The 18903-nt window shown below is 65.2% G+C and carries 16 protein-coding genes; 8 read left to right on the forward strand and 8 right to left on the reverse strand.

What is annotated here, in order from left to right; all coding sequences use genetic code 11:
- The first annotated feature begins 215 nt into the window (after window positions 1-215).
- From zwf to pgi, 3 genes are read left to right on the forward strand one after another with little or no spacing between them, the layout of a single operon-like run.
- Window positions 216-1670, forward strand: coding sequence for a glucose-6-phosphate dehydrogenase (zwf, locus tag AC0J5K_RS07010; protein WP_274565034.1), 1455 nt, complete (start codon window positions 216-218; stop codon window positions 1668-1670).
- Window positions 1671-1708: 38 nt separating this feature from the next.
- Complete coding sequence (pgl, locus tag AC0J5K_RS07015) at window positions 1709-2380, forward strand: 6-phosphogluconolactonase (protein ID WP_048532054.1); 672 nt, start codon at window positions 1709-1711, stop codon at window positions 2378-2380.
- Between the two features lie 35 nt (window positions 2381-2415).
- Window positions 2416-4017: a glucose-6-phosphate isomerase gene (gene pgi, locus AC0J5K_RS07020; RefSeq protein WP_074836805.1), complete on the forward strand. Its 1602-nt coding sequence runs from the start codon at window positions 2416-2418 to the stop codon at window positions 4015-4017.
- A 320-nt stretch (window positions 4018-4337) separates the two neighbouring features.
- On the opposite strand, the gene AC0J5K_RS07025 is transcribed toward pgi, so the two are convergent.
- Entirely contained in the window at window positions 4338-4751 is a 414-nt protein-coding gene (locus tag AC0J5K_RS07025) for a hypothetical protein (protein ID WP_074836673.1), read from the reverse strand.
- A gap of 490 nt (window positions 4752-5241) precedes the next feature.
- On the opposite strand from AC0J5K_RS07025, the gene AC0J5K_RS07030 reads away from it, so the two are divergent.
- On the forward strand, window positions 5242-5514 hold the full coding sequence (locus AC0J5K_RS07030) for a glycine zipper 2TM domain-containing protein (RefSeq protein WP_048532051.1): 273 nt from the start codon (window positions 5242-5244) through the stop codon (window positions 5512-5514).
- On the opposite strand, the gene AC0J5K_RS07035 is transcribed toward AC0J5K_RS07030, so the two are convergent.
- The 4 genes from AC0J5K_RS07035 to AC0J5K_RS07050 form a co-directional block, all read right to left on the reverse strand.
- Window positions 5511-5936, reverse strand: coding sequence for a GNAT family N-acetyltransferase (locus tag AC0J5K_RS07035; protein ID WP_083416035.1), 426 nt, complete (start codon window positions 5934-5936; stop codon window positions 5511-5513). The genes AC0J5K_RS07030 and AC0J5K_RS07035 overlap by 4 nt on opposite strands.
- A gap of 151 nt (window positions 5937-6087) precedes the next feature.
- A complete protein-coding gene (gene eno / locus AC0J5K_RS07040) occupies window positions 6088-7365 on the reverse strand; it encodes a phosphopyruvate hydratase (RefSeq protein ID WP_074836675.1) in 1278 nt (425 codons plus the stop codon).
- 172 nt (window positions 7366-7537) lie between these two features.
- Window positions 7538-8419 carry a DMT family transporter gene (locus AC0J5K_RS07045; protein ID WP_274565029.1) on the reverse strand — a complete coding sequence of 294 codons (882 nt, stop codon included), beginning with the start codon at window positions 8417-8419 and terminating at the stop codon, window positions 7538-7540.
- A 65-nt stretch (window positions 8420-8484) separates the two neighbouring features.
- A complete protein-coding gene (locus AC0J5K_RS07050) occupies window positions 8485-8895 on the reverse strand; it encodes a Fur family transcriptional regulator (RefSeq protein ID WP_048532048.1) in 411 nt (136 codons plus the stop codon).
- Between the two features lie 187 nt (window positions 8896-9082).
- On the opposite strand from AC0J5K_RS07050, the gene AC0J5K_RS07055 reads away from it, so the two are divergent.
- From AC0J5K_RS07055 to AC0J5K_RS07070, 4 genes are all read left to right on the forward strand, one after another.
- Entirely contained in the window at window positions 9083-11485 is a 2403-nt protein-coding gene (locus AC0J5K_RS07055; protein WP_274565027.1) for a GcvT family protein, read from the forward strand.
- Window positions 11485-13023 carry a trimethylamine methyltransferase family protein gene (locus tag AC0J5K_RS07060; RefSeq protein ID WP_274565025.1) on the forward strand — a complete coding sequence of 513 codons (1539 nt, stop codon included), beginning with the start codon at window positions 11485-11487 and terminating at the stop codon, window positions 13021-13023. The genes AC0J5K_RS07055 and AC0J5K_RS07060 overlap by 1 nt, the downstream gene beginning before the upstream one ends.
- Window positions 13024-13032: 9 nt before the next feature.
- Window positions 13033-13692 (forward strand): TetR/AcrR family transcriptional regulator, encoded by a 660-nt coding sequence (locus tag AC0J5K_RS07065; RefSeq protein WP_074836678.1) that lies wholly within the window; start codon window positions 13033-13035, stop codon window positions 13690-13692.
- Window positions 13693-13763: 71 nt separating this feature from the next.
- Window positions 13764-14639 (forward strand): DMT family transporter, encoded by an 876-nt coding sequence (locus AC0J5K_RS07070; RefSeq protein ID WP_274565023.1) that lies wholly within the window; start codon window positions 13764-13766, stop codon window positions 14637-14639.
- Between the two features lie 3 nt (window positions 14640-14642).
- On the opposite strand, the gene AC0J5K_RS07075 is transcribed toward AC0J5K_RS07070, so the two are convergent.
- The 3 genes from AC0J5K_RS07075 to AC0J5K_RS07085 all read right to left on the reverse strand — a co-directional run bounded on the left by AC0J5K_RS07075 (window position 14643) and on the right by AC0J5K_RS07085 (window position 18708).
- On the reverse strand, window positions 14643-16883 hold the full coding sequence (locus tag AC0J5K_RS07075) for a xanthine dehydrogenase family protein molybdopterin-binding subunit (RefSeq protein WP_274565021.1): 2241 nt from the start codon (window positions 16881-16883) through the stop codon (window positions 14643-14645).
- A 1-nt stretch (window position 16884) separates the two neighbouring features.
- On the reverse strand, window positions 16885-17346 hold the full coding sequence (locus AC0J5K_RS07080) for a (2Fe-2S)-binding protein (protein WP_274565019.1): 462 nt from the start codon (window positions 17344-17346) through the stop codon (window positions 16885-16887).
- 171 nt (window positions 17347-17517) lie between these two features.
- Window positions 17518-18708, reverse strand: a complete 1191-nt coding sequence (locus AC0J5K_RS07085; protein WP_274565017.1) for a lytic murein transglycosylase — start codon at window positions 18706-18708, stop codon at window positions 17518-17520.
- Between the last annotated feature and the right edge of the window lie 195 nt (window positions 18709-18903).

Genomic DNA, 18903 nt, shown 5'->3' on the forward strand with positions numbered 1-18903 from the left:
CGCATATCTCCCGTTTCTTCCGGGGTAACTTGCGGGCGAAACGTTGCCAATGCTCAACACTGAGCCTGACGCCATTGTGATGCGCAAAATGCGTGTTAGACTTTTCGCGACCAACCGGGTAGTGAGGCACCGAAGCCGGAAGTTAGCGCTAACAGCGTTGCGGCGGAAACTGATGCCGGTCTTAAAAAAGACCAATGACAGCAAAAGGATAGCTCATGGTTTCACGTGTCATCCCTGTGAACCCGTTTGATCTGGTTGTGTTTGGCGGCACGGGCGATCTGGCCCGCCGCAAGATTCTTCCCGGCCTGTTTCGCCGGTTCTGCGCCGGTCAGATGCCGCAGGACGCCCAGGTGATCGGCGCCGCGCGTTCCGAGATGGATGCCGAGGGCTATCGCCAGATGGTGCGCGACGCGATCCATGAATTCGACGGTCGGCGGCCCGAGGAATGCCCCGAGCTCGAGGGGTTTCTCAGTCGTCTCAGCTATGTGCAGGTCGACGCCCAGGGCGAGGGCGGCTGGCAGGAGCTCAAGGACCTGCTGCGCAAGGACACCGTCAAGGCCTTCTACTTTTCGGTGGCGCCTTCGCTCTTCGGCGATATCGCGGAGCGGCTCAAGAACAACGGGCTGGCCAAGCGCGACGCGCGCATCGTGGTGGAAAAACCCTTTGGCCGCGATCTGGCTTCGGCGCAGGCGCTGAACAAATCGCTGGCGGCCTATTTCCACGAGGATCAAATCTACCGGATCGACCATTACCTCGGCAAGGAAACCGTGCAGAACCTGATGGCGGTCCGTTTCGGCAACATGCTGTTCGAGCCGCTGTGGAACAGCCAGTACATCGACCACATCCAGATCACCGTGGCCGAGACCGTCAGCGTCGGCGGCCGTGGCGGCTATTACGACAAATCCGGCGCGATGCGCGACATGGTGCAGAACCACCTGATGCAGCTGCTCTGCCTGATTGCCATGGAGCCGCCCTCGAAATTCGAACCGGGCGCGGTGCGCGACGAAAAGCTCAAGGTGATCCGCGCGCTCGAACCGGTCGAGCCGCATCACATCGTGCGCGGCCAGTATGACGCCCAGGGCGACGAAGGCAGCTATCGCGACCATGCCGAGAACCCGCGCTCGCGCACCGAAAGCTTCGTGGCGCTGAAGTGCCATATCTCGAACTGGCGCTGGGCCGGCACGCCGATCTATCTGCGCACCGGCAAGCGGCTTCGGGCGCGCACCAGCGAGATTGCCGTGGTCTTCAAGGAAACCCCGCATTCGATCTTTGACGATGACGCCGGGCGCCATCGCAATATCCTGACCATCCGGCTTCAGCCGAACGAGGGCATGGAGCTCGGGGTGACGATCAAGGAACCGGGGCCGGGGGGCATGCGTCTTGTTGATGTGCCGCTCGACATGTCGTTCTCTGACGCGCTGGGGCCCGATGCCGAAGAGGTGCCGGATGCCTACGAGCGCCTGATCATGGATGTGATCCGCGGCAACCAGACGCTCTTCATGCGTGGCGACGAGGTCGAGGCCGCCTGGGCCTGGACCGATCCGATCATCGAGGGCTGGGAAGCGCGCAACGACGTGCCCAAACTCTATGACCCGATGTCGTCGGGGCCAGAGGATTCGCTGATGCTGATGCACCGCGACGGCCGCAAATGGCGGGAAATCAGACCCTGATCTCCCGGCACCGCAACTGAGACAAGAAAGGACATGTCATGGACTTCGTCGACTATCCTGACCGTGAAATGCTGGCGATCGACGTCGCCAACAAACTGGCCGGCGAGCTGCGTGCGGCGCTGGAACACGAGGACCGGGTGCTGATGGCGGTGCCGGGCGGCACCACGCCAGGGCCGATCTTCGACGATCTCTGCGCCGCCGATCTGGATTGGAGCCGGGTCGACGTCATGCTCTCTGACGAGCGCTGGGTGCCCGAGGACAGCGAGCGTTCCAACACCCGTCTGCTGCGGCAGCGGCTTCTGGTCGAACGGGCGGCGGCGGCGCGGTATCTGCCGCTCTATCTGCCGGGCGATGCGCCCGAAGAACGGCTGGAAGAGCTCGAGGCCAATATCACCCCGCGGCTGCCCATTCAGGTGCTGGTGCTGGGCATGGGGGCCGACATGCACACCGCCTCGCTCTTTCCCGGCGCCGACAAGCTGGCCGAGGCGCTCGATCCCAAGGCGCCGGCGCTGATGGCAATGCGTGCCCCCGGCGCGCCCGAGCCGCGGATCACCCTGACCGCGCCGGTGCTCGATGGGGCCATGTCCAAGCACATCATCATCTTTGGCGCGGAAAAGCGCGAGGCGCTGGAACGTGCCCGCCACCTCAAGCCCAGCGAAGCGCCGGTGGCGGCCGTGCTGTCGCAGGCCCAGGTGCATTGGGCGCCCTGAACAGATCAACCGGCCTTACGAAGGACATGGAATTCATGTGGACCAAGCTGAAGTCTCTGGCGCAGGACGCCGAGACCCGTAAAATCACCGAGCTGTTCGAAGACCCCGGGCGCGCGGAGGCCTTCTCTACCAGTTTCGACCAGACCCTGTTTGATTTTTCCAAGACCAACATTGACGCCGCCACGCTTGCGGCGCTGCTCGAACTGGCCGAAAACGCCGGCGTCGCAACCAAGCGCGATGCGATGTTCTCGGGCGCGAAGATCAATGAAACCGAAGGCCGCGCCGTGCTTCATACCGCGCTGCGCAACCTCGACGGCGCGCCGGTGGCGGTCGACGGCGAGGATGTCATGCCCGGCGTCCTGAAGACGCTGGACCGGATGAGCGACTTTGCCGGCCAGGTGCGCGACGGCAGCTTCCGGGGGCAGGGCGGCGCGATCACCGATGTGGTCAACATCGGCATCGGCGGATCGGATCTGGGGCCGGTGATGGCCTACAAGGCGCTTGCGCCATATGCGGACGGCCCGCGGGTGCACTATGTGTCGAACGTCGACGGCGCCGACATTGCCGATACGCTGCGCGGGCTGAACCCGGAAACCACGCTGGTGATCGTGGCGTCCAAGACCTTTACCACCATCGAGACGATGACCAATGCCCGCACCGCGCGAGCCTGGATGTCGGAAAAGGTCTCGGATCCGGCGGCGCAATTCGCGGCGCTGAGCACGGATCAGGAAAAGACCGGCGCTTTCGGCATCGACCCGGCCCGCGTCTTCGGCTTCGAGGATTGGGTTGGCGGGCGTTATTCCGTCTGGGGTCCGATTGGCCTGTCGCTGATGATCGGCATCGGCTCCGATGCCTTCCGCGCCTTCCTGCGTGGCGGCCAGGCGATGGATCGGCACTTCAAGGAGGCGGAGTTTGCCGAGAACATGCCGGTGCTGCTGGCGCTGGTGGGGATCTGGCACAACCAGGTGCTGGGCCACGCCACCCGCGCGGTCCTGCCTTATGACAACCGGCTTGTGCGCCTGCCGGCCTACCTGCAACAGCTCGAGATGGAGAGCAACGGCAAGAGCGTCGCCATCGACGGATCGGACCTTGGCCACAATTCCGGGCCGGTGGTCTGGGGCGAGCCGGGGACCAACGGTCAGCACGCTTTCTATCAGCTCATTCACCAGGGCACGCGGGTCATTCCCTGCGAGTTTCTGGTCGCCGCCGAAGGCCATGAGCCCGAACTGGCGCATCACCATCAGCTTCTGGTCGCCAATTGCCTGGCGCAATCCGAGGCGCTGATGCGCGGCCGCACGCTCGACGAGGCGCGCGAGAAGGTGGCCGGCAAGTTCGAGGGCGACGAGATGGAACGGCAGGCACGGCACCGGGTCTTTCCCGGCAACCGGCCCTCGACCACGCTGATCTATCCGCAGCTGACGCCCGAGATACTCGGCCAAATCGTGGCGCTTTACGAGCATCGGGTCTTTGTCGAAGGCGTCATTCTCGACATCAACTCCTACGACCAATGGGGCGTCGAACTGGGCAAGGAGCTGGCCACCGCGCTGGGCCCGATCGTCGCCGGCGAGGAAAGCGCCGAGAGCAAGGACGGCTCGACCCGCCAGTTGGTGGAATACGTCCTGAAACACCGCGGCTGAGCGCCGCCAGACCCGGCCGGTCCCGCACCGGCCGGGCCACGCCTCGGCAGGACCGGGGTGGCCCCGATCTGGCCCATGCGGCGCGGCCGCACATGATCATTTCCAAAATTTCAGGTCCCCAGTCGCCCGGCGCCGCGGTCTTGGCGTCGTTGTGGCGGGGCGCGGTCCTTGGGCGCCGGCAGGGCACCGGCGCCTGTGGCCGTCTCCGGCCTGGCCCGAAGGGGCCGGAGCAAGCGCAGGCCCAAACGAAAAATGGACGGGAATATATCCCGTCCAAGTTAGTAGAGCTGGTGGTAAAAAAAGGTTCCGGCCGGGGAAGGCTAGAACAGGCCTTGCCAACCACCACGGACAAGGGCCGTCTCGCCACCGCCCTGGATTGTCAGGATCAGCAGCGCGAAGAGGAAGCCTGTGGCATGCAGGAATTCCCAGACGGCCGCCGGACCGTAGACAGCATAGGGGGCGGTAAAATCAAACAGGATCAACACCGTGATCAGGACCATCGACGAAAAGGCGATGATGCGGGTGCGGATGCCCAGCATCAGCCACAGTGCGAAGATCAGGATCAGCAGGACGAGGGGGACGGTCATGAAGCGAAACTGCGACACGTAGTCGAAGTTCATCCATGAATGGGAAAACGGCCCCCGGTAAACGCCGATTGTCGTGAGGGCACACAGCAGGAGCGTGTACCCACAGAACAGACGCAACAGAAGTGTCATGTAGCGTTCGTATTTCATCACTGCCTCGGTAGGATCTTGTTATCTTTTAGTTGAGTTCATCATATTTAACAAAATTAGCAATTCAACCAAAAAGGTGCATGTCAGATGCTGTTTAATATGTGAAGTAACGGCGGACTTGAGTTAATACGTTGATTTTAAACAGTTGTTGGTATTGATGTTACATTGATTACCGTGGCGTTCGCGTCACGCAATATGTAAATCAGGCTGATTTAGCGACCGCACAGGTTGTATCGATTGTGTCGAGGCGCTTTGGCTAATTTGTAAGTTGCACTGAATTACCAATGATAGTCTCTGCCTATAGATGTTGACGTGGGTATTCGGCACGTCAGCCGTTTGACTATTTCGCTTTGGCCAAAGCGGTTTCGGCGGGGTTTCGCCGACCATAAAAGTTTTTACGCAAAAACGCGCTTGGCGGCATAATCCGGCTGGCCCCGACGCGCAGCGGCACTAGGTTCGGGGTCATCAACACTGGAACCAGGAGACACAGATGAAACTCCCAAGTATTGCGGCTGCGGCCTTTGCGCTCACTGGCCTCGCGGCCTGCGAGTCCCTGACACCTGAGCAACGTTCTGTCGTTGGTGTGACCGGCGGCGCGGCAGCGGGCCTTATCGCGGCCTCCGCTCTCGAGGCTGATGACAACTGGCGCCTGATCTCGGCTCTGGCCGGCGCGGCGGCAGGGACGGTCGTGGCGCAGAACACCGCCACCGGCAGCTGCGCCTACGCGCGTGGCGACGGGACCTACTACAAGGCGCCCTGCTAAAGCGTCATTTCAAAGTACAGCAGGTGCCCCTCGGCTTCGGGGGGCACCGGTTGATAGGGGCCGCGCAGGCGAAAGCCGAGCGACAGATAGAGCCTCTGCGCCGCAACAAGCGGTTTGGACGTATCCATCAGGATACGTTCAAAGTGCAATCTCCGACATTCTGCGATCAAGGACTGCATGAGTGCATAGCCTGCGCCTATGCCTCTGGTGGTGTCTGTGACATAGACTCGCTTGATTTCGGCCGACCTTGGGGAGAGCGAATGCACCATTCCGCACCCTACGGATGATTCGCCCAGCATCGCCAATCTGATGAAGCCGTGCGGCGGCGCATGGCTCTCGGCGATCTGCTCCATCAGCGCGGCATATTTGGCCTCGGGGTAGAACAAGGTGACCAGTTCGGCGTCAAAGGCCGAGAGCGACATCAGATAGGCCCGGTACTCCCAGCACAGCTGTCGGACCGCCTCGAGCTCGGCGGGGGTGCGGGGCGATATGATCCGTAGGTCCGGCAACAAAAAGGGCCTCTCCAAGCGAATGGAGAGACCCTAGACCCATGCCACCCGAGGCGGCAAAAGGTTATTTCTTCAGAATCGACCGCCCGGCATATTCCGCCGTCTCGCCCAGCATCTCTTCGATGCGGATCAGCTGGTTGTATTTGGCCAGCCGGTCCGAGCGCGCCAGCGAGCCGGTCTTGATCTGGCCGCAGTTGGTGGCCACGGCGAGATCGGCAATGGTGGCGTCCTCGGTCTCTCCCGAGCGGTGCGACATGACGTTGGTATAGCGCGCGCGGTGGGCCATATCGACCGCCTTCAGCGTCTCGGTGAGCGAGCCGATCTGGTTGACCTTGACCAGCATCGAGTTTGCCACGCCGCGTTCGATGCCGTCGGCCAGGCGGGTCGGGTTGGTGACGAACAGGTCATCGCCCACAAGCTGGATCTTGTCGCCCAGCTTGTCGGTGAGGATTTTCCAGCCGTCCCAGTCGTCCTCGGACATGCCGTCCTCGATCGAGATGATCGGGTAGTCGTTGCAGAGCGCGGCAAGATAGTCGGCATTTTCCTCGGACGTCAGCGATTTGCCTTCGCCCTTCATCTGGTATTTGCCGTCCTTGAAGTATTCGGTCGCGGCGCAATCCATGGCGAGATAGATGTCTTCGCCGGGCTTGTAGCCGGCCTTCTCGATCGACTTGAGGATGAAGTCGAGCGCCTCGCGGGTCGAGCCCAGCTCGGGCGCGAAACCGCCTTCGTCGCCGAGGCCGGTCGACATGCCGGCGGCCGAGAGCTCTTTCTTCAGGGTGTGGAACACTTCGGACCCCATGCGCACCGCGTCGCGGATGTTCTCCGCGGCGACCGGCATGATCATGAATTCCTGGATGTCGATCGGATTGTCGGCATGTTCGCCGCCGTTGATGATGTTCATCATCGGCACCGGCAGGACACGAGCCGAGGTGCCGCCGACATAGCGGAAGAGCGGCTGCGCGGTGTAATCTGCGGCCGCCTTGGCCACTGCCAGCGACACGCCAAGGATGGCATTGGCGCCGAGCCGGCCCTTGTTGTCGGTGCCGTCGAGCTCGCACATCGCCAGGTCGATCGAGACCTGTTCGGTCGCATCCATGCCGACGATCTCGTCGGCGATCTCGCCATTGACCGCGGCCACGGCTTCGAGAACGCCCTTGCCCATGTAGCGGGCCTTGTCGCCGTCACGTTTTTCGACGGCCTCATAGGCGCCGGTCGAGGCGCCCGAGGGCACGGCGGCGCGGCCGATGGTGCCGTCTTCCAGGGTGACGTCGACTTCGACGGTCGGGTTGCCGCGGCTGTCGAGAATTTCGCGTGCATGGATATCAATGATAGTGCTCATGGGCATGTCCCTCATGACGATAAAGTTGGTGCCTCCTTAACAGAGGCCTCGGGCTTTGGGAACCAGTTTGGTTAGCGCTAACAAGTGCGCCGTTGCAGCGCACCGCCGCGCTGCTGCCCTTGCGGCAGGCCCTGCGTATCGTGCGGGCAGGGCGGCCTGTCGCGAATCTCGCTCAGGCCGGGGCCTGGACCTGCGCCCTGGCCAGCTGTCGTTCGCGGAAAAAGGTGTAGAGGCCGGAGATCAGGATGATCGTCGCGCCCAGCAGCGTCAGCGTATCGGGTCGGTCGCCCAGGACGATCACGCCAAGCCCCATGGTAAAGACCAGCCGGCTGTAGCGGAACGGCGAGACGATGGCCGCCGGCGCAAGCCGCATCGCGGCGGTGACGAGGTAATAGCCCGAGGTGGTGACCACCACGGCCACGCCGATATAGGCAAATCCGCCGCCGCCGGTGCTCCAGTCCGGCCCCATGATCAGCATCAGCACCAGCCCCGCCGGCACCGTCGCGCCAAATCCCCAGGTCGAGAGGGTCAGCGAATTGATCGCCGCCGGCACCCGTCGCGTCAGAAGATCGCGTGCCGCCAGCCCACAGGCGCCAAGCGCCACCAGAAGCGCCGCCGGCTCGAACCCCGCCATGCCCGGCCGGATCACCAGCAGCATGCCGACCAGCCCGGCCAGGATCGCGGCCCAGCGGCGCCAGCCCACGGCCTCGCCCAGAAACAGCGCCGCGCCCAGGGTGACAAGCAGGGGTGTGGTCTGCATGATCGCCGCCACCATCGGCAGCGGTGTCCAGGCGATGCCGGTCACCATCCCCAGGGCCGCGAGCACCTCGGCCAGGTTGCGGGACATCACAGTCGGATGCCAGAACGCCGGGCTGACAAGCGGGATGCCGCGCAGTGCCGCGATCAGCATGAACAGAAGCGTGCCGCCAAGGCTGAGAAAGAACATCACCTGCCCGGGCGGCAGGCTTTGCGCCGAAAGCTTGATGAACAGATCGCTCAGCGCGAGGCAGGCCATCGACGCCGTCATGAAAAGGATCGCGCGCAGCACCTGCATCAGCTTACTTTCAATGTTAAGTATCCCGCCCTGACTATCCTCTGCACAGCGGGAAGCCAAGGCGCTTACTTCTTGAGCGGCACCCCATAGAGCTCGAGCCGGTGCCCCTTGAGCCGATAACCCAGCTTTTCGGCGATCTTTTCCTGCAAGGCCTCGATCTCGGGATCGACGAATTCGATCACCGCGCCCGAGTTCATGTCGATCAGATGGTCGTGGTGGTCGCGCTCGGCATCTTCATAGCGCGCCCGGCCGTCGCCGAATTCGTGCTTTTCCAGAATGCCGGCCTCTTCGAACAGTTTCACCGTGCGATAGACCGTGGCAATGGAAATCGCCGCGTCGCGGGCCGAGGCGCGGGCATAAAGCTCTTCGACGTCCGGGTGATCGTCGCTGTCTTCCAGCACTGCCGCAATGACCCGTCGCTGGCCGGTCATGCGCAGGCCCTTGGCCTCGCAGCGTTCCAGAATGGTGTAGCTCATGATCTCGCCCGGTTGTCGTCCCGCGCGGCGACGTCTAGGCGATTTGCCCCGACGGGAAAAGCCCCGGCTGGCGATTTGTTCGCGTCGCCGCAGCGTCGCTGAAGGCATCGCGAGAGCATTGGACAAAAATGTCTAGACGGAATCAGAGACCCGTCCTACCGTCGCCCTGACAGCCAGGGAGAGCGCCATGAAATCGCAATACCGCGTGGTCGTGATCGGGGGAGGCGTCGTGGGCGCCTCGGTGCTCTATCATCTGGCCCGGTATGGCTGGACCGATGTCTGCCTGATCGAGCGCGACGTGCTGACCGCAGGGTCGAGCTGGCATGCGGCTGGGGGCTTTCATGCCTTGAACGCCGATCCAAATATCGCGGCGCTGCAAGGCTATACCATCGACCTGCTGTCAGAGGTCGAGGCGGAAAGCGGCCAGTCCATCGGCATGCATATGACCGGCGGCATGCATCTGGCCGGCACCCCCGACCGTTGGGAATGGTTGCAGGCCAATTACCGCACCTTTCAATCCATCGGCATCGACGACGTGCACCTTATTACCCCCGACGAGGCGGCGCAGCTCTCGCCGGTGCTCAACACCGAGGGCATCCTCGGCGGCATGTGGGCCGACCGCGAAGGGTATGTCGATACCACCGGCACGGTGCATGCCTATGCCATCGCCGCGAAAAAGCGCGGCGCCGAGGTGATCGAGAAGAACCGCGTGCTCGAACTGCATCAGGTGCCCGGCGGCTGGCAGGTGGTGACCGAGCAGGGCACCGTGAGCTGCGAACATGTGGTCAACGCCGGCGGGCTCTGGGCCAAGCAGGTCGGGCGGATGGCCGGGGTCGAGCTGCCGGTCTCGCCGCTGGCGCATCATTACCTGATCACCGACACCATCCCGCAATTGCAGGGGCTGGAGCGGGAACTGCCGATGTGCGTCGATCTCGAAGGCTTTACCTATTCGCGGCAGGATCAGCAGGGGATGCTGGTGGGGATCTATGAGCTGACCCCCAAGCACTGGATGATGGACGGCGCACCCTGGAATTACGGGGTCGAGCTGTTGCAGGAGGAACCCGACCGGATCGAAAGCGAGCTGTGCCACGTCTTCAAACGTTTCCCGGTGCTGGAAAGCGTCGGCGTCAAGACCTGGGTGCATGGCGCCTTTACCTTTTCGCCGGACGGCAACCCCTTGGTCGGGCCGGTGCGCGGCAAGCCCGGCTATTGGTGCGCCTGCGCGGTCATGGCCGGGTTCCTGCAAGGCGGCGGTGTCGGCAAATCGCTGGCGGAATGGATGATCCACGGCGAGACCGAGGCCGATGTCTTTGGCATGGATGTCGCGCGCTACGGCGACTACGCGGCGAACAAGAGCTATATCCGCGAAACCACCGGCCAGTTCTATTCCCGCCGCTTCGTGATGACCTATCCCAACGAGCAACTGCCGGCTGGCCGGCCGCTCAAGATGGCCCCGGCGCATGACGCCATGTGCGCCGCCGGCGCACGCTGGGGCGAGAGCTGGGGGCTGGAGGTGCCGCTCTACTTCGCGCCCGAGGGGTTCGAGGAACATCCGAGCCTGCGCCGTTCCAATGCCTTCGATCTGGTGGCCCAAGAGGTGCGCGCCACGCGCGAGGCCGTGGGGCTGCTGGATATTTCGGGCTTTTCGCGTTTCGAGGTGACGGGGCCGGAGGCCGCCGCCTGGCTCGATCACCTGCTGGCCGGTCGGCTGCCGGGGCCGGGCCGCACCCGGCTGGCGCCGATGCTCTCGCCCAGCGGACGGCTCAAGGGCGATCTGACGGTGTTCAACTGGGGCGATGGCATCTGGTGGATCATGGGCAGCTACTACCTGCGTGAATGGCACATGCGCTGGTTTGCCGATCATGCGCGCCCCGGGGTGGCGCTGCGCGACATTTCGGATGCGGTGGTGGGGTTTTCGCTTTCCGGCCCGAACAGCCGCCGGGTATTGGAACAGCTCACCGAAGGTCCGATTTCCGAGCTGCCCTTCATGGGCTGCGGGCGCTTCGACATCGGGCTGATCCGCGCCCATGTCGGCCGGCTCTCGGTCAGTGGCGCGCTGGGCTACGAGATCAATTGCACCGCCGCCGAACATGTCGCGCTGCGCCGCATGCTGCTGGCGGCGGGGGCGGACCTCGGGATATGCGAAATCGGCTATGAGGCGCTCGGCAGTCTGAGGCTGGAAAAGAGCTTTGGCATCTGGTCGCGCGAATTTACCCAGATCTACACCCCGGCACAGACCGGCATGGACCGCTGGATCGACTGGTCGAAAGCGTTCATCGGAAGTGATGCGGCCCGCGCCGAACGCGATGGCAACGGCCCGGCCCGGGTGATCGCCACATTGGCGATCGATGCCGAAGACGCCGACGCCAGCGGCTACGAGCCGGTCTGGCAGGGCGACCGGCTGGCGGGCTACGTCACCTCGGGCGGCTATGGCCATTCCGTCGGCCGGTCGCTGGCGATGGCGATGCTGGACCGCGAGGCGGCGAATGTGGGCACCGACCTGACGGTGCATGTGGTGGGCAAGGCGCGGGCGGCGCGGGTGATCGCGGCTTCGCCCTATGACCCGCAAGGCAAGGCAATGAGGGCATGATGAGCGATCACACCAAATCTCGCCGCCGCAAGCGCGCTCCTCGCGGCGCAGAAGCGCATCACCGCCAGATCGATTACACCGAGCTGCGCAGCCCGTTCCCGATCATGAAGGCCTTTTCCGACGACCGGATCGCGGCGATCCACACGGCGGCGCTGGACCTTCTGGAAACCGCCGGCATCAAGGTGCTGCTGCCTGAGGCGCGACAGATTTTGAAGTCCGCCGGTGCAAGCGTCGATGAGGAAAGCCAGATGGTGCGCATCGGCCGCGAGATCGTGCGCGCCGCGCTGGCCACGGCGCCGCGCCGTGTGGTGATGAAGGGCGGCCGGCCCGAGCGCGATGTGACGCTGGAGCTTGGCCGGCTGGTGTTCCAGCCCGGCGGCGGGACGCCGCATGCCTCGGACCGGTTGCGCGGCCGCCGCCCCGGCACCGGCCGAGATTTCCGCGAGTTGGTGCAGCTCACCCATCATTTCGACGCGCTGCAAATGGTCTCGGCGCTGCTTGAACCGCAGGACATTGCACCCAGTTTGCGCCATTACTTCATGATCGAGGCGCAACTCACATTGATGGACAAATCGCCTTTCGTCTATGGCCGCGGCAGCCCGCAGGTCCGCGAGAGCTTCGAGATGATCCGCGATTTCAGGGGGCTGGCGGACGCGGCTTTTGCCGCCGAGCCCTGGAGCTACACCGTCATCAATACCAATTCGCCGCGCCAGATCGATATTCCCATGGCCCAGGGACTGATCGATTTCGCCCGCCACGGCCAGATGGTGATTGTCACGCCCTTTACCCTGATGGGGGCGATGGCGCCGATCACCGTGGCCGGTGCCATGACGCTGAGCCATGCCGAGGCGTTGGCCGCGATTACCCTCAACCAGCTGGCGCTGCCCGGCGCGCCGGTGCTCTATGGCACTTTCACTTCGAACGTCGACATGAAATCCGGCGCGCCGGCCTTTGGCACGCCCGAGCATTTCACCGCCTCGCTGGTCGCCGGCCAGTTGGCGCGACACATCGGCCTGCCATGGCGCTGCGCCAGCGGCGCGGCCGGGGCGGCGGCGGATGCGCAGGCGGCGAATGAAACGCAATTCGGCCTCTGGGGCTGCCTGCTGTCCGGCGCGACGGTGGTGATCCATGCGGCGGGCTGGCTGGAAGGCGGGCTGACGCTGGGCTATGAAAAGCTGATCACCGATATGGAGGTTCTGCAAATGGTGGCCGAACTCTGCACGCCCACATCCGCCGCCGATGCGGAGCTGGCGCTCGATGCCCTGGCCGAGGTGCAGCCGGGTGGCCATTTCTTTGGCTGCGCCCATACCATGGAACGCTATCAGACCCAGTTCTATCAGCCGCTGGTCGCCGATTGGTCGAATTACGGCCGCTGGCAGGAAACCGGCAGCCAGAACGCCACCGAACGCGCCACTGGCATCTGGCAGGGCATTCTCGCGGCCGGCAAACGCCCCGGGACCGACCCCGCCCGCGTCGCCGCCTTGCACGCCTATATCACCAGACGCAGCGCCGAAGGCGGCGCGCCGCCGGAAAGCTGAGGCAAGCGCATGGCAAACGGCCCGGTGCTGCACCGCGACGATCCCGACAAGGAGCCGCTGGTCGGCCATATAAAGGTCACCCGCGAGGATTGGCTCAACGTGGCGCGCGATATTCTGGTGACCGATGGTGTGGCCGAGGTCAAGGTGCTGGCCATCGGCACCCGGCTCGAGGTCTCGCGCTCGAGCTTTTACTGGTATTTCAAGAGCCGCAAGGATCTTCTGTCGCAATTGCTCGACGATTGGGAGGCGCGCAACACCGCCCGGATCGAGGCCCATTGTGCCGCGCCCGCGGCGACGATCACCGGTGCGATCTGCAATTTCTTCCGCTGTTTCATGGATCCGGCGCATTTCGATCAGGGGCTGGATTTCGCCATCCGCGAATGGTCGCGCCGCGACGGCCAGGTGCGCCGCCGCATCGATCTGGCCGACAAGGCCCGGATCAAGGCGGTCACCGCGATGTTTGCACGGTACGGATATGACAGCTACGAGGCCGATGTCCGCGCCCGCATCCTCTATTTCATGCAGCTCGGCTATCACGCGCTTGACCAGACCGAGCCGATGGCCGACCGGGTGGCGCGCACCCGGGGCTATCTGCTGGGCTTCACCGGGCAAGAGGCCGATCCGGCGGCGCTGGCAGACTTCACCGCATTTGCCGAAAGCCTTGGCTGAGATCTTGCGCATTGCCGCGCCGCCGCAGGCCCGATAGGCAGCGGTAAAAGGCATTCTGGCGGGGCAGCGGCATGACACGGGGCGGACGGATGATGGGCATCGCGGCGGTGATCGCCGCGGCGGCGCTCTGGGGCACCACCGGCACGGTTCAGGCGCTGTTGCCGGAGGGCAAGCAGCCGCTTGTGGTCGCGGCGCTGCGGCTCTCCTTCGGCGCCGCCGCGCTGATCTTTCTGGCGGCGCTGCGCCCTGAGAGCCGGCGGGCCTTTCGCGATTTGCCGCCGGCGGTGGTGATCTTTGCCGGGCTGGCGATCGGGCTTTATAACCTGTTGTTTTTCTGGGCGGTTCTCGAGACCGGCGTGGGGGTCGGCACGGCCATCGCCATCGGCTCGGCGCCGCTCTGGGTCACCGCCTATGAGATCGGTATCAAACGCCAGTTGCCCGACAGGCTGCGTGCTTTCGGCCAGGCGATCTCGATCTGCGGCGCGGCGTTGCTGGTGCTGTCGGGCGCGGACGCCGGCGCCTCGGGGTTCGGCGTCGCCCTCGCGGCGCTGAGCGGCGCGGCATATGCCGCCTATTCACTGGCCACCAGCCGCATCAGCCAGCGCGCGCCCTCGGCCACCGTGGCCGCCGCCACCTTCACCGTTGCCGCCGTCGCGGTGCTGCCGGTCTTCCTGATCGTGCCGCTGGGGTGGCTGGCGGCGCCGGGCATCTGGCCGGCGATGCTGTTTCTCGGCATCTGCGCCACCGGCGTCTCTTATGCGCTCTACACCTGGGGGCTGGGACGGGTCGCGGCCTCGACCGCCGTCACCCTCGCGCTGATCGAGCCGCTGACCGCCTGGGCGCTGGCGACCGTGGTGGTGGGCGAGGTGCTGACGCCCGCCAAGCTGGCGGGCGCGGTGCTGCTGATCGCCGGCCTGGCGATTGTCACGGTGTTTCCGAAGCGCTGAGCTTCAGACGAAATCGACGAATTTCGCAAACGGCATTTCGCGCAGCCGTGTGCCGGTGGCGGCAAAGATCGCGCCGGCCAGGGCAGGGGCGGCGGGCGGCACCGGCGGCTCGCCAATGCCACGGACCCTGTCGCCGTTCTCCAGCCCGCGCACCGCGATCTCGGGGGTCTGATATAGCCGCATGGCCGGATAGCCGTCATAGTTCGACTGCTCCGCTCGGCCGTCCCGATAGGTGATCTCGCTGTGGATCGCATGGCCCAGCGCAAAGATCACGCCGCCCTGCACCAGGTTTTCGAAGTTCACCGGGTCGAGCACCCGGCCCACCTCGGCCGCGACCCAGACCTTTTCGAGCCTGATGCCGTCATCGGTGGCCCGCACCTCGACCACCTCGGCGCAGCGTACGCCGAAGCTGGTGGTCAGCGCCACGCCGCGCCCCCGGCCATCGCCCAGCACGCCCTCCCACGACGACATCTCGCCCACCGCCTCGAGCACGTGCCGCGCCAGCGGGTCGTTACAGAGCCGCAGGCGTTCCGCCAGCGGATCGGCCCCGGCGGCATGGATCAGCTCGTCCAGCGCGGCATTGTGGAAAAAGCCGGCGTGCGAGGCGCCCACCGAGCGCCAGGACGAGATCGGCGCCAGCGGCGCGGCGCGGTAGCCGGTGACCCGATGATGCGGAATGGCAAAGGGCGCGTTCCAGGCGCCGGCGACAATCTGGCTGTCGGGGCCGGGGACGGAAATGCCCTGGCGACCCATCTGCGAGACCATGACCGACGGGCTGGCGATCGACAGATCCATCGCCGCGACCTGGCCGGCGTCGACCGTGCCGCGCAGCCGCGCCATGGCGATCTGGCGGGGAAAGTCGTGGGTCATGTCCTCTTCGCGCGAATAGGTGAGCTTGATCGGCACGCCGGGCATCTGCACCGCGATTTCGGCGGCGCGTTTGACCACCTCGTCCTCGAGCCGGTGCCCGAAGGAACCGCCCATCATCTGCACATGCAGCGTGACATCCTCGGCCGCGATCCCGGCAATGGTGGCGACATTTTTCTGAACGAAGCGAGGAACTTGCGTGCCGGTCCAGACCTCGGCCTTGCCGTCCCTCACGCGCACGACGGCGCTGATCGGTTCCAGCGGCGCATGGGCGAGATAGGGCGCGCGGTACTCGGCCTCGATCACCTCGGCGGCCTCGAGCGCCGTGTCGACATCGCCGTCGTCGCGCTGGCGGCTGTCGCGGGCGTCCTCGGTGAAGGCGTCCGCCAAGGCCTGCCAATGATCCGCCATCGTGGCGGGCATCTCGGCCGGTCCCCATTGCACCTCGATCGCCTGTGCCGCCTGAAAGGCGCGCCAGGTGTTGTCAGCCACCACGGCGACGCCGCCGGTAACCGGCAGCACCGCCTGAACGCCGCGCATCTTTTCGGCCGCGCTGGCGTCAAACCCCCGCATTTCGCCGCCCTGCGCCGGGTTCAGCTTGACGGCGGCATGCGCCATGCCGTCGACCTCGACGTCGATGCCATAGACCTGGGTGCCGGTGCTCTTGGCCAGAATGTCGATCCTCTGCATCGGCTGACCGAGCTGGCGCCATTGCGAGGGATCGCGTGGCGGCACGTCCTGCACCACCTCGACCTCGGCCAGCGCCGGGATCAGCCCGGCATAGGGCAGGGCGCTGCCGTCGGGCAGGAGAACCTGGCCGTTTTCGGTGCGCAGCTTGTCTGCCGCCACGCCGGTCTGGTGAGCCGCGGCCGCCTTCAACGTTTCGCGGGCCGAAGCGGCGGCGGCGCGCAGCTTGTCGAACTGGTCGGGCACCGTGGTCGAGCCGCCGGTGATCTGCATGCCCATCATCTTCATCACCGCGCCGACGGCGGTTTCGGCGACAGTGCGCATCAGCCCTTCGGAGGGTACCGAGAACTCCGCCGCCTCTTCGGCCAGCGCGGAATTCCAATAGGCCGCCCCCGGCGGGCCGGGATCGGTGCGCACCTCTGCCAGATCGAGGTCGAGCTCTTCCGCCAGAAGCGCCGCCTGCACGTGATAGGCGCCCTGGCCCATGTCGGCGCGCGGAGTGATCAGCGTCACCCCCCGGGCGTCGAGCCGCAGATAGGGCGTGAGCGCGGCCTCGCCCGGGGCCAGGCTGTCGGTCAGCGGGTTTTCATGTGGCTTGCGCACCGAATAGATGCCAAAGGCGACGCCGCCGGCGACAGTGGCAGAGCCGACAAGGAAGGCGCGGCGGGTGAAGGTCTTCAACCGGCCCATGTCACGCCTCCCGCAGCCTGGCGGCGGCGCTGTGGATCGCCGCGCGAATCCGCGGATAGGTGCCGCAGCGGCAGAGATTGCCCGACATCACCTCATCGATCACCGCGTCGCTGGGGGCCGGGTCTTCAGCCAGAAGCGCGGCGGCCTGCATGATCTGGCCGGACTGGCAGTAGCCGCATTGCGCCACCTGATGTTCGATCCAGGCGGCCTGCACCACGTGCAAGGCCTCGGGTTGGCCAAGTCCTTGAATGGTGGTGATTTCCGCGCCCTCGGCATCCTCGGCCCAGACCTGGCAAGAGCGGACGGCGGCACCATCGAGATGCACGGTACAGGCGCCGCATTGGGCAATGCCGCAGCCGTATTTCACACCCTTGATCTTCAGCTCGTCGCGCAAAACCCACAACAGCGGCATGTCGGCCTCGACATCCACCTCATGCGCCACGCCGTCCACGGTCAGTCTCATCGCCCCTCCGGTGGGATTGCCCTGTTGGTCAGAGGATAGGGACGGCGGGGCGAGAGCGCTAATCTTACGTGGCGTTAGGCCGGCCGGGCCGGGCGCGCATGATCGTCGGCAATTCGTCCTGACGCGGGACGTAAGCCGGCGCGGCGCACCGGGGGCGCGCCGCATCCGGGATTACAGCCGGTTCAACAGATCGCGGGTCGGCCAGGCGTCGGCGGGCAGGCCCAGCTCCTGCTGCACCTGTTGCACCGCGTTGCGGGTGCCGGCACCAAGGATGCCGTCGATCTCGCCGACATCATGGCCGCGTGCCTGGAGCTTGCGCTGAAGCTGCTTCATCTCTTCGTCGCCCAGGCCCGGTTCCGGGGTGCCGGCGTCGAACACCGCGGCGCCTTCCAGCCGGTTGGCGAAATAGGCGGCGGTCAGCACATAGACAAAACTCTTGTTCCACTCGAAGTAGACGTTGAAATTGGGATAGGCGAAAAACGCCGGGCCCTTGCGCCCCTGCGGCAGGATCAGCGCCGCCGGCAGATCCGCCGCCTGACCATCGCGCACCCGCACGCCCATCGCCTGCCAGTCCGAGGGGGGGCGCGGCTGGTCGAGCCCGGTGAGCGACCAGTCGAGATCGGCGGGCACGGTCACCTCCTGCAACCACGGCTCGCCGGCCCGCCAACCCTGATCGCGCAGCATGTTGGCGCCCGAGAGCAGCGCATCGGGGGGCGAGGTCTTGAGGCTGACCTGGCCGTCGCCATCACCGTCGACGCCATTGGTCAGGATGTCTTCGGGCAGCATCTGGACCATGCCGATCTCGCCGGCCCAGGCGCCGGTGGTGGTGCGGGGATCGAAATTGCCGCGCTCGAAGAGGTCCAGCGCCGCAAAGACCTGCGGCCGGAAGAGCTCGGGCCGGCGGCAATCATGGCTCAGCGTCACCAGCGCATTCAGCGTGTTGAAATCGCCCTGCACCTGGCCATAGTCGGTCTCGAAGGCCCAGAACGCCAGCAGCACGCCGGGCGAGACGCCGTATTCCCGCTCCATCCGTGCGAAGACGTCGGCATGGCGCTGCCGGTTGGCCTTGCCGTTGTCGATCCGGTTCTGGCTGATCAGGCGGCGGGCGAAATCGACAAAGGGCATCTGAAACACCCCCTGACGCCGATCGGCGCGCAGCACCGCCGGATCCTGCTGGACGCCGGCAAAAAAGCGATCGACGGCGGCGGCGGAATGGCCCTTGGAGACAGCCTCGGATTTCAGCCCGGCCACGAATTGCGAAAACGAGCCGCCGCAGTCCTGCGCCAGGGCGGGTGACGTCAGGACGGGCGAAGACAGGGCAAGCACGCAAGCCAAAACGGACGCACGGCGGAAAAATCTCATGAAGGACCCTCTGGATATGCCAATTTCACGGCAACCTAGCAGCCATCGGCCCGGGGACAAGCGCCAAGCCCGAAGCCGGGCCGCCGCCCGCCGGGCTGGGGCCGCGGCGGGCGAATTATCGCCTGCGCTCCGGATTTTAATCACTTGTTAAGGAATTTGGCCGAGGCTGCACCTCAGGGCACGGTGACATTCACG

The sequence above is a fragment of the Marinovum sp. E3 genome, assembly GCF_055755275.1.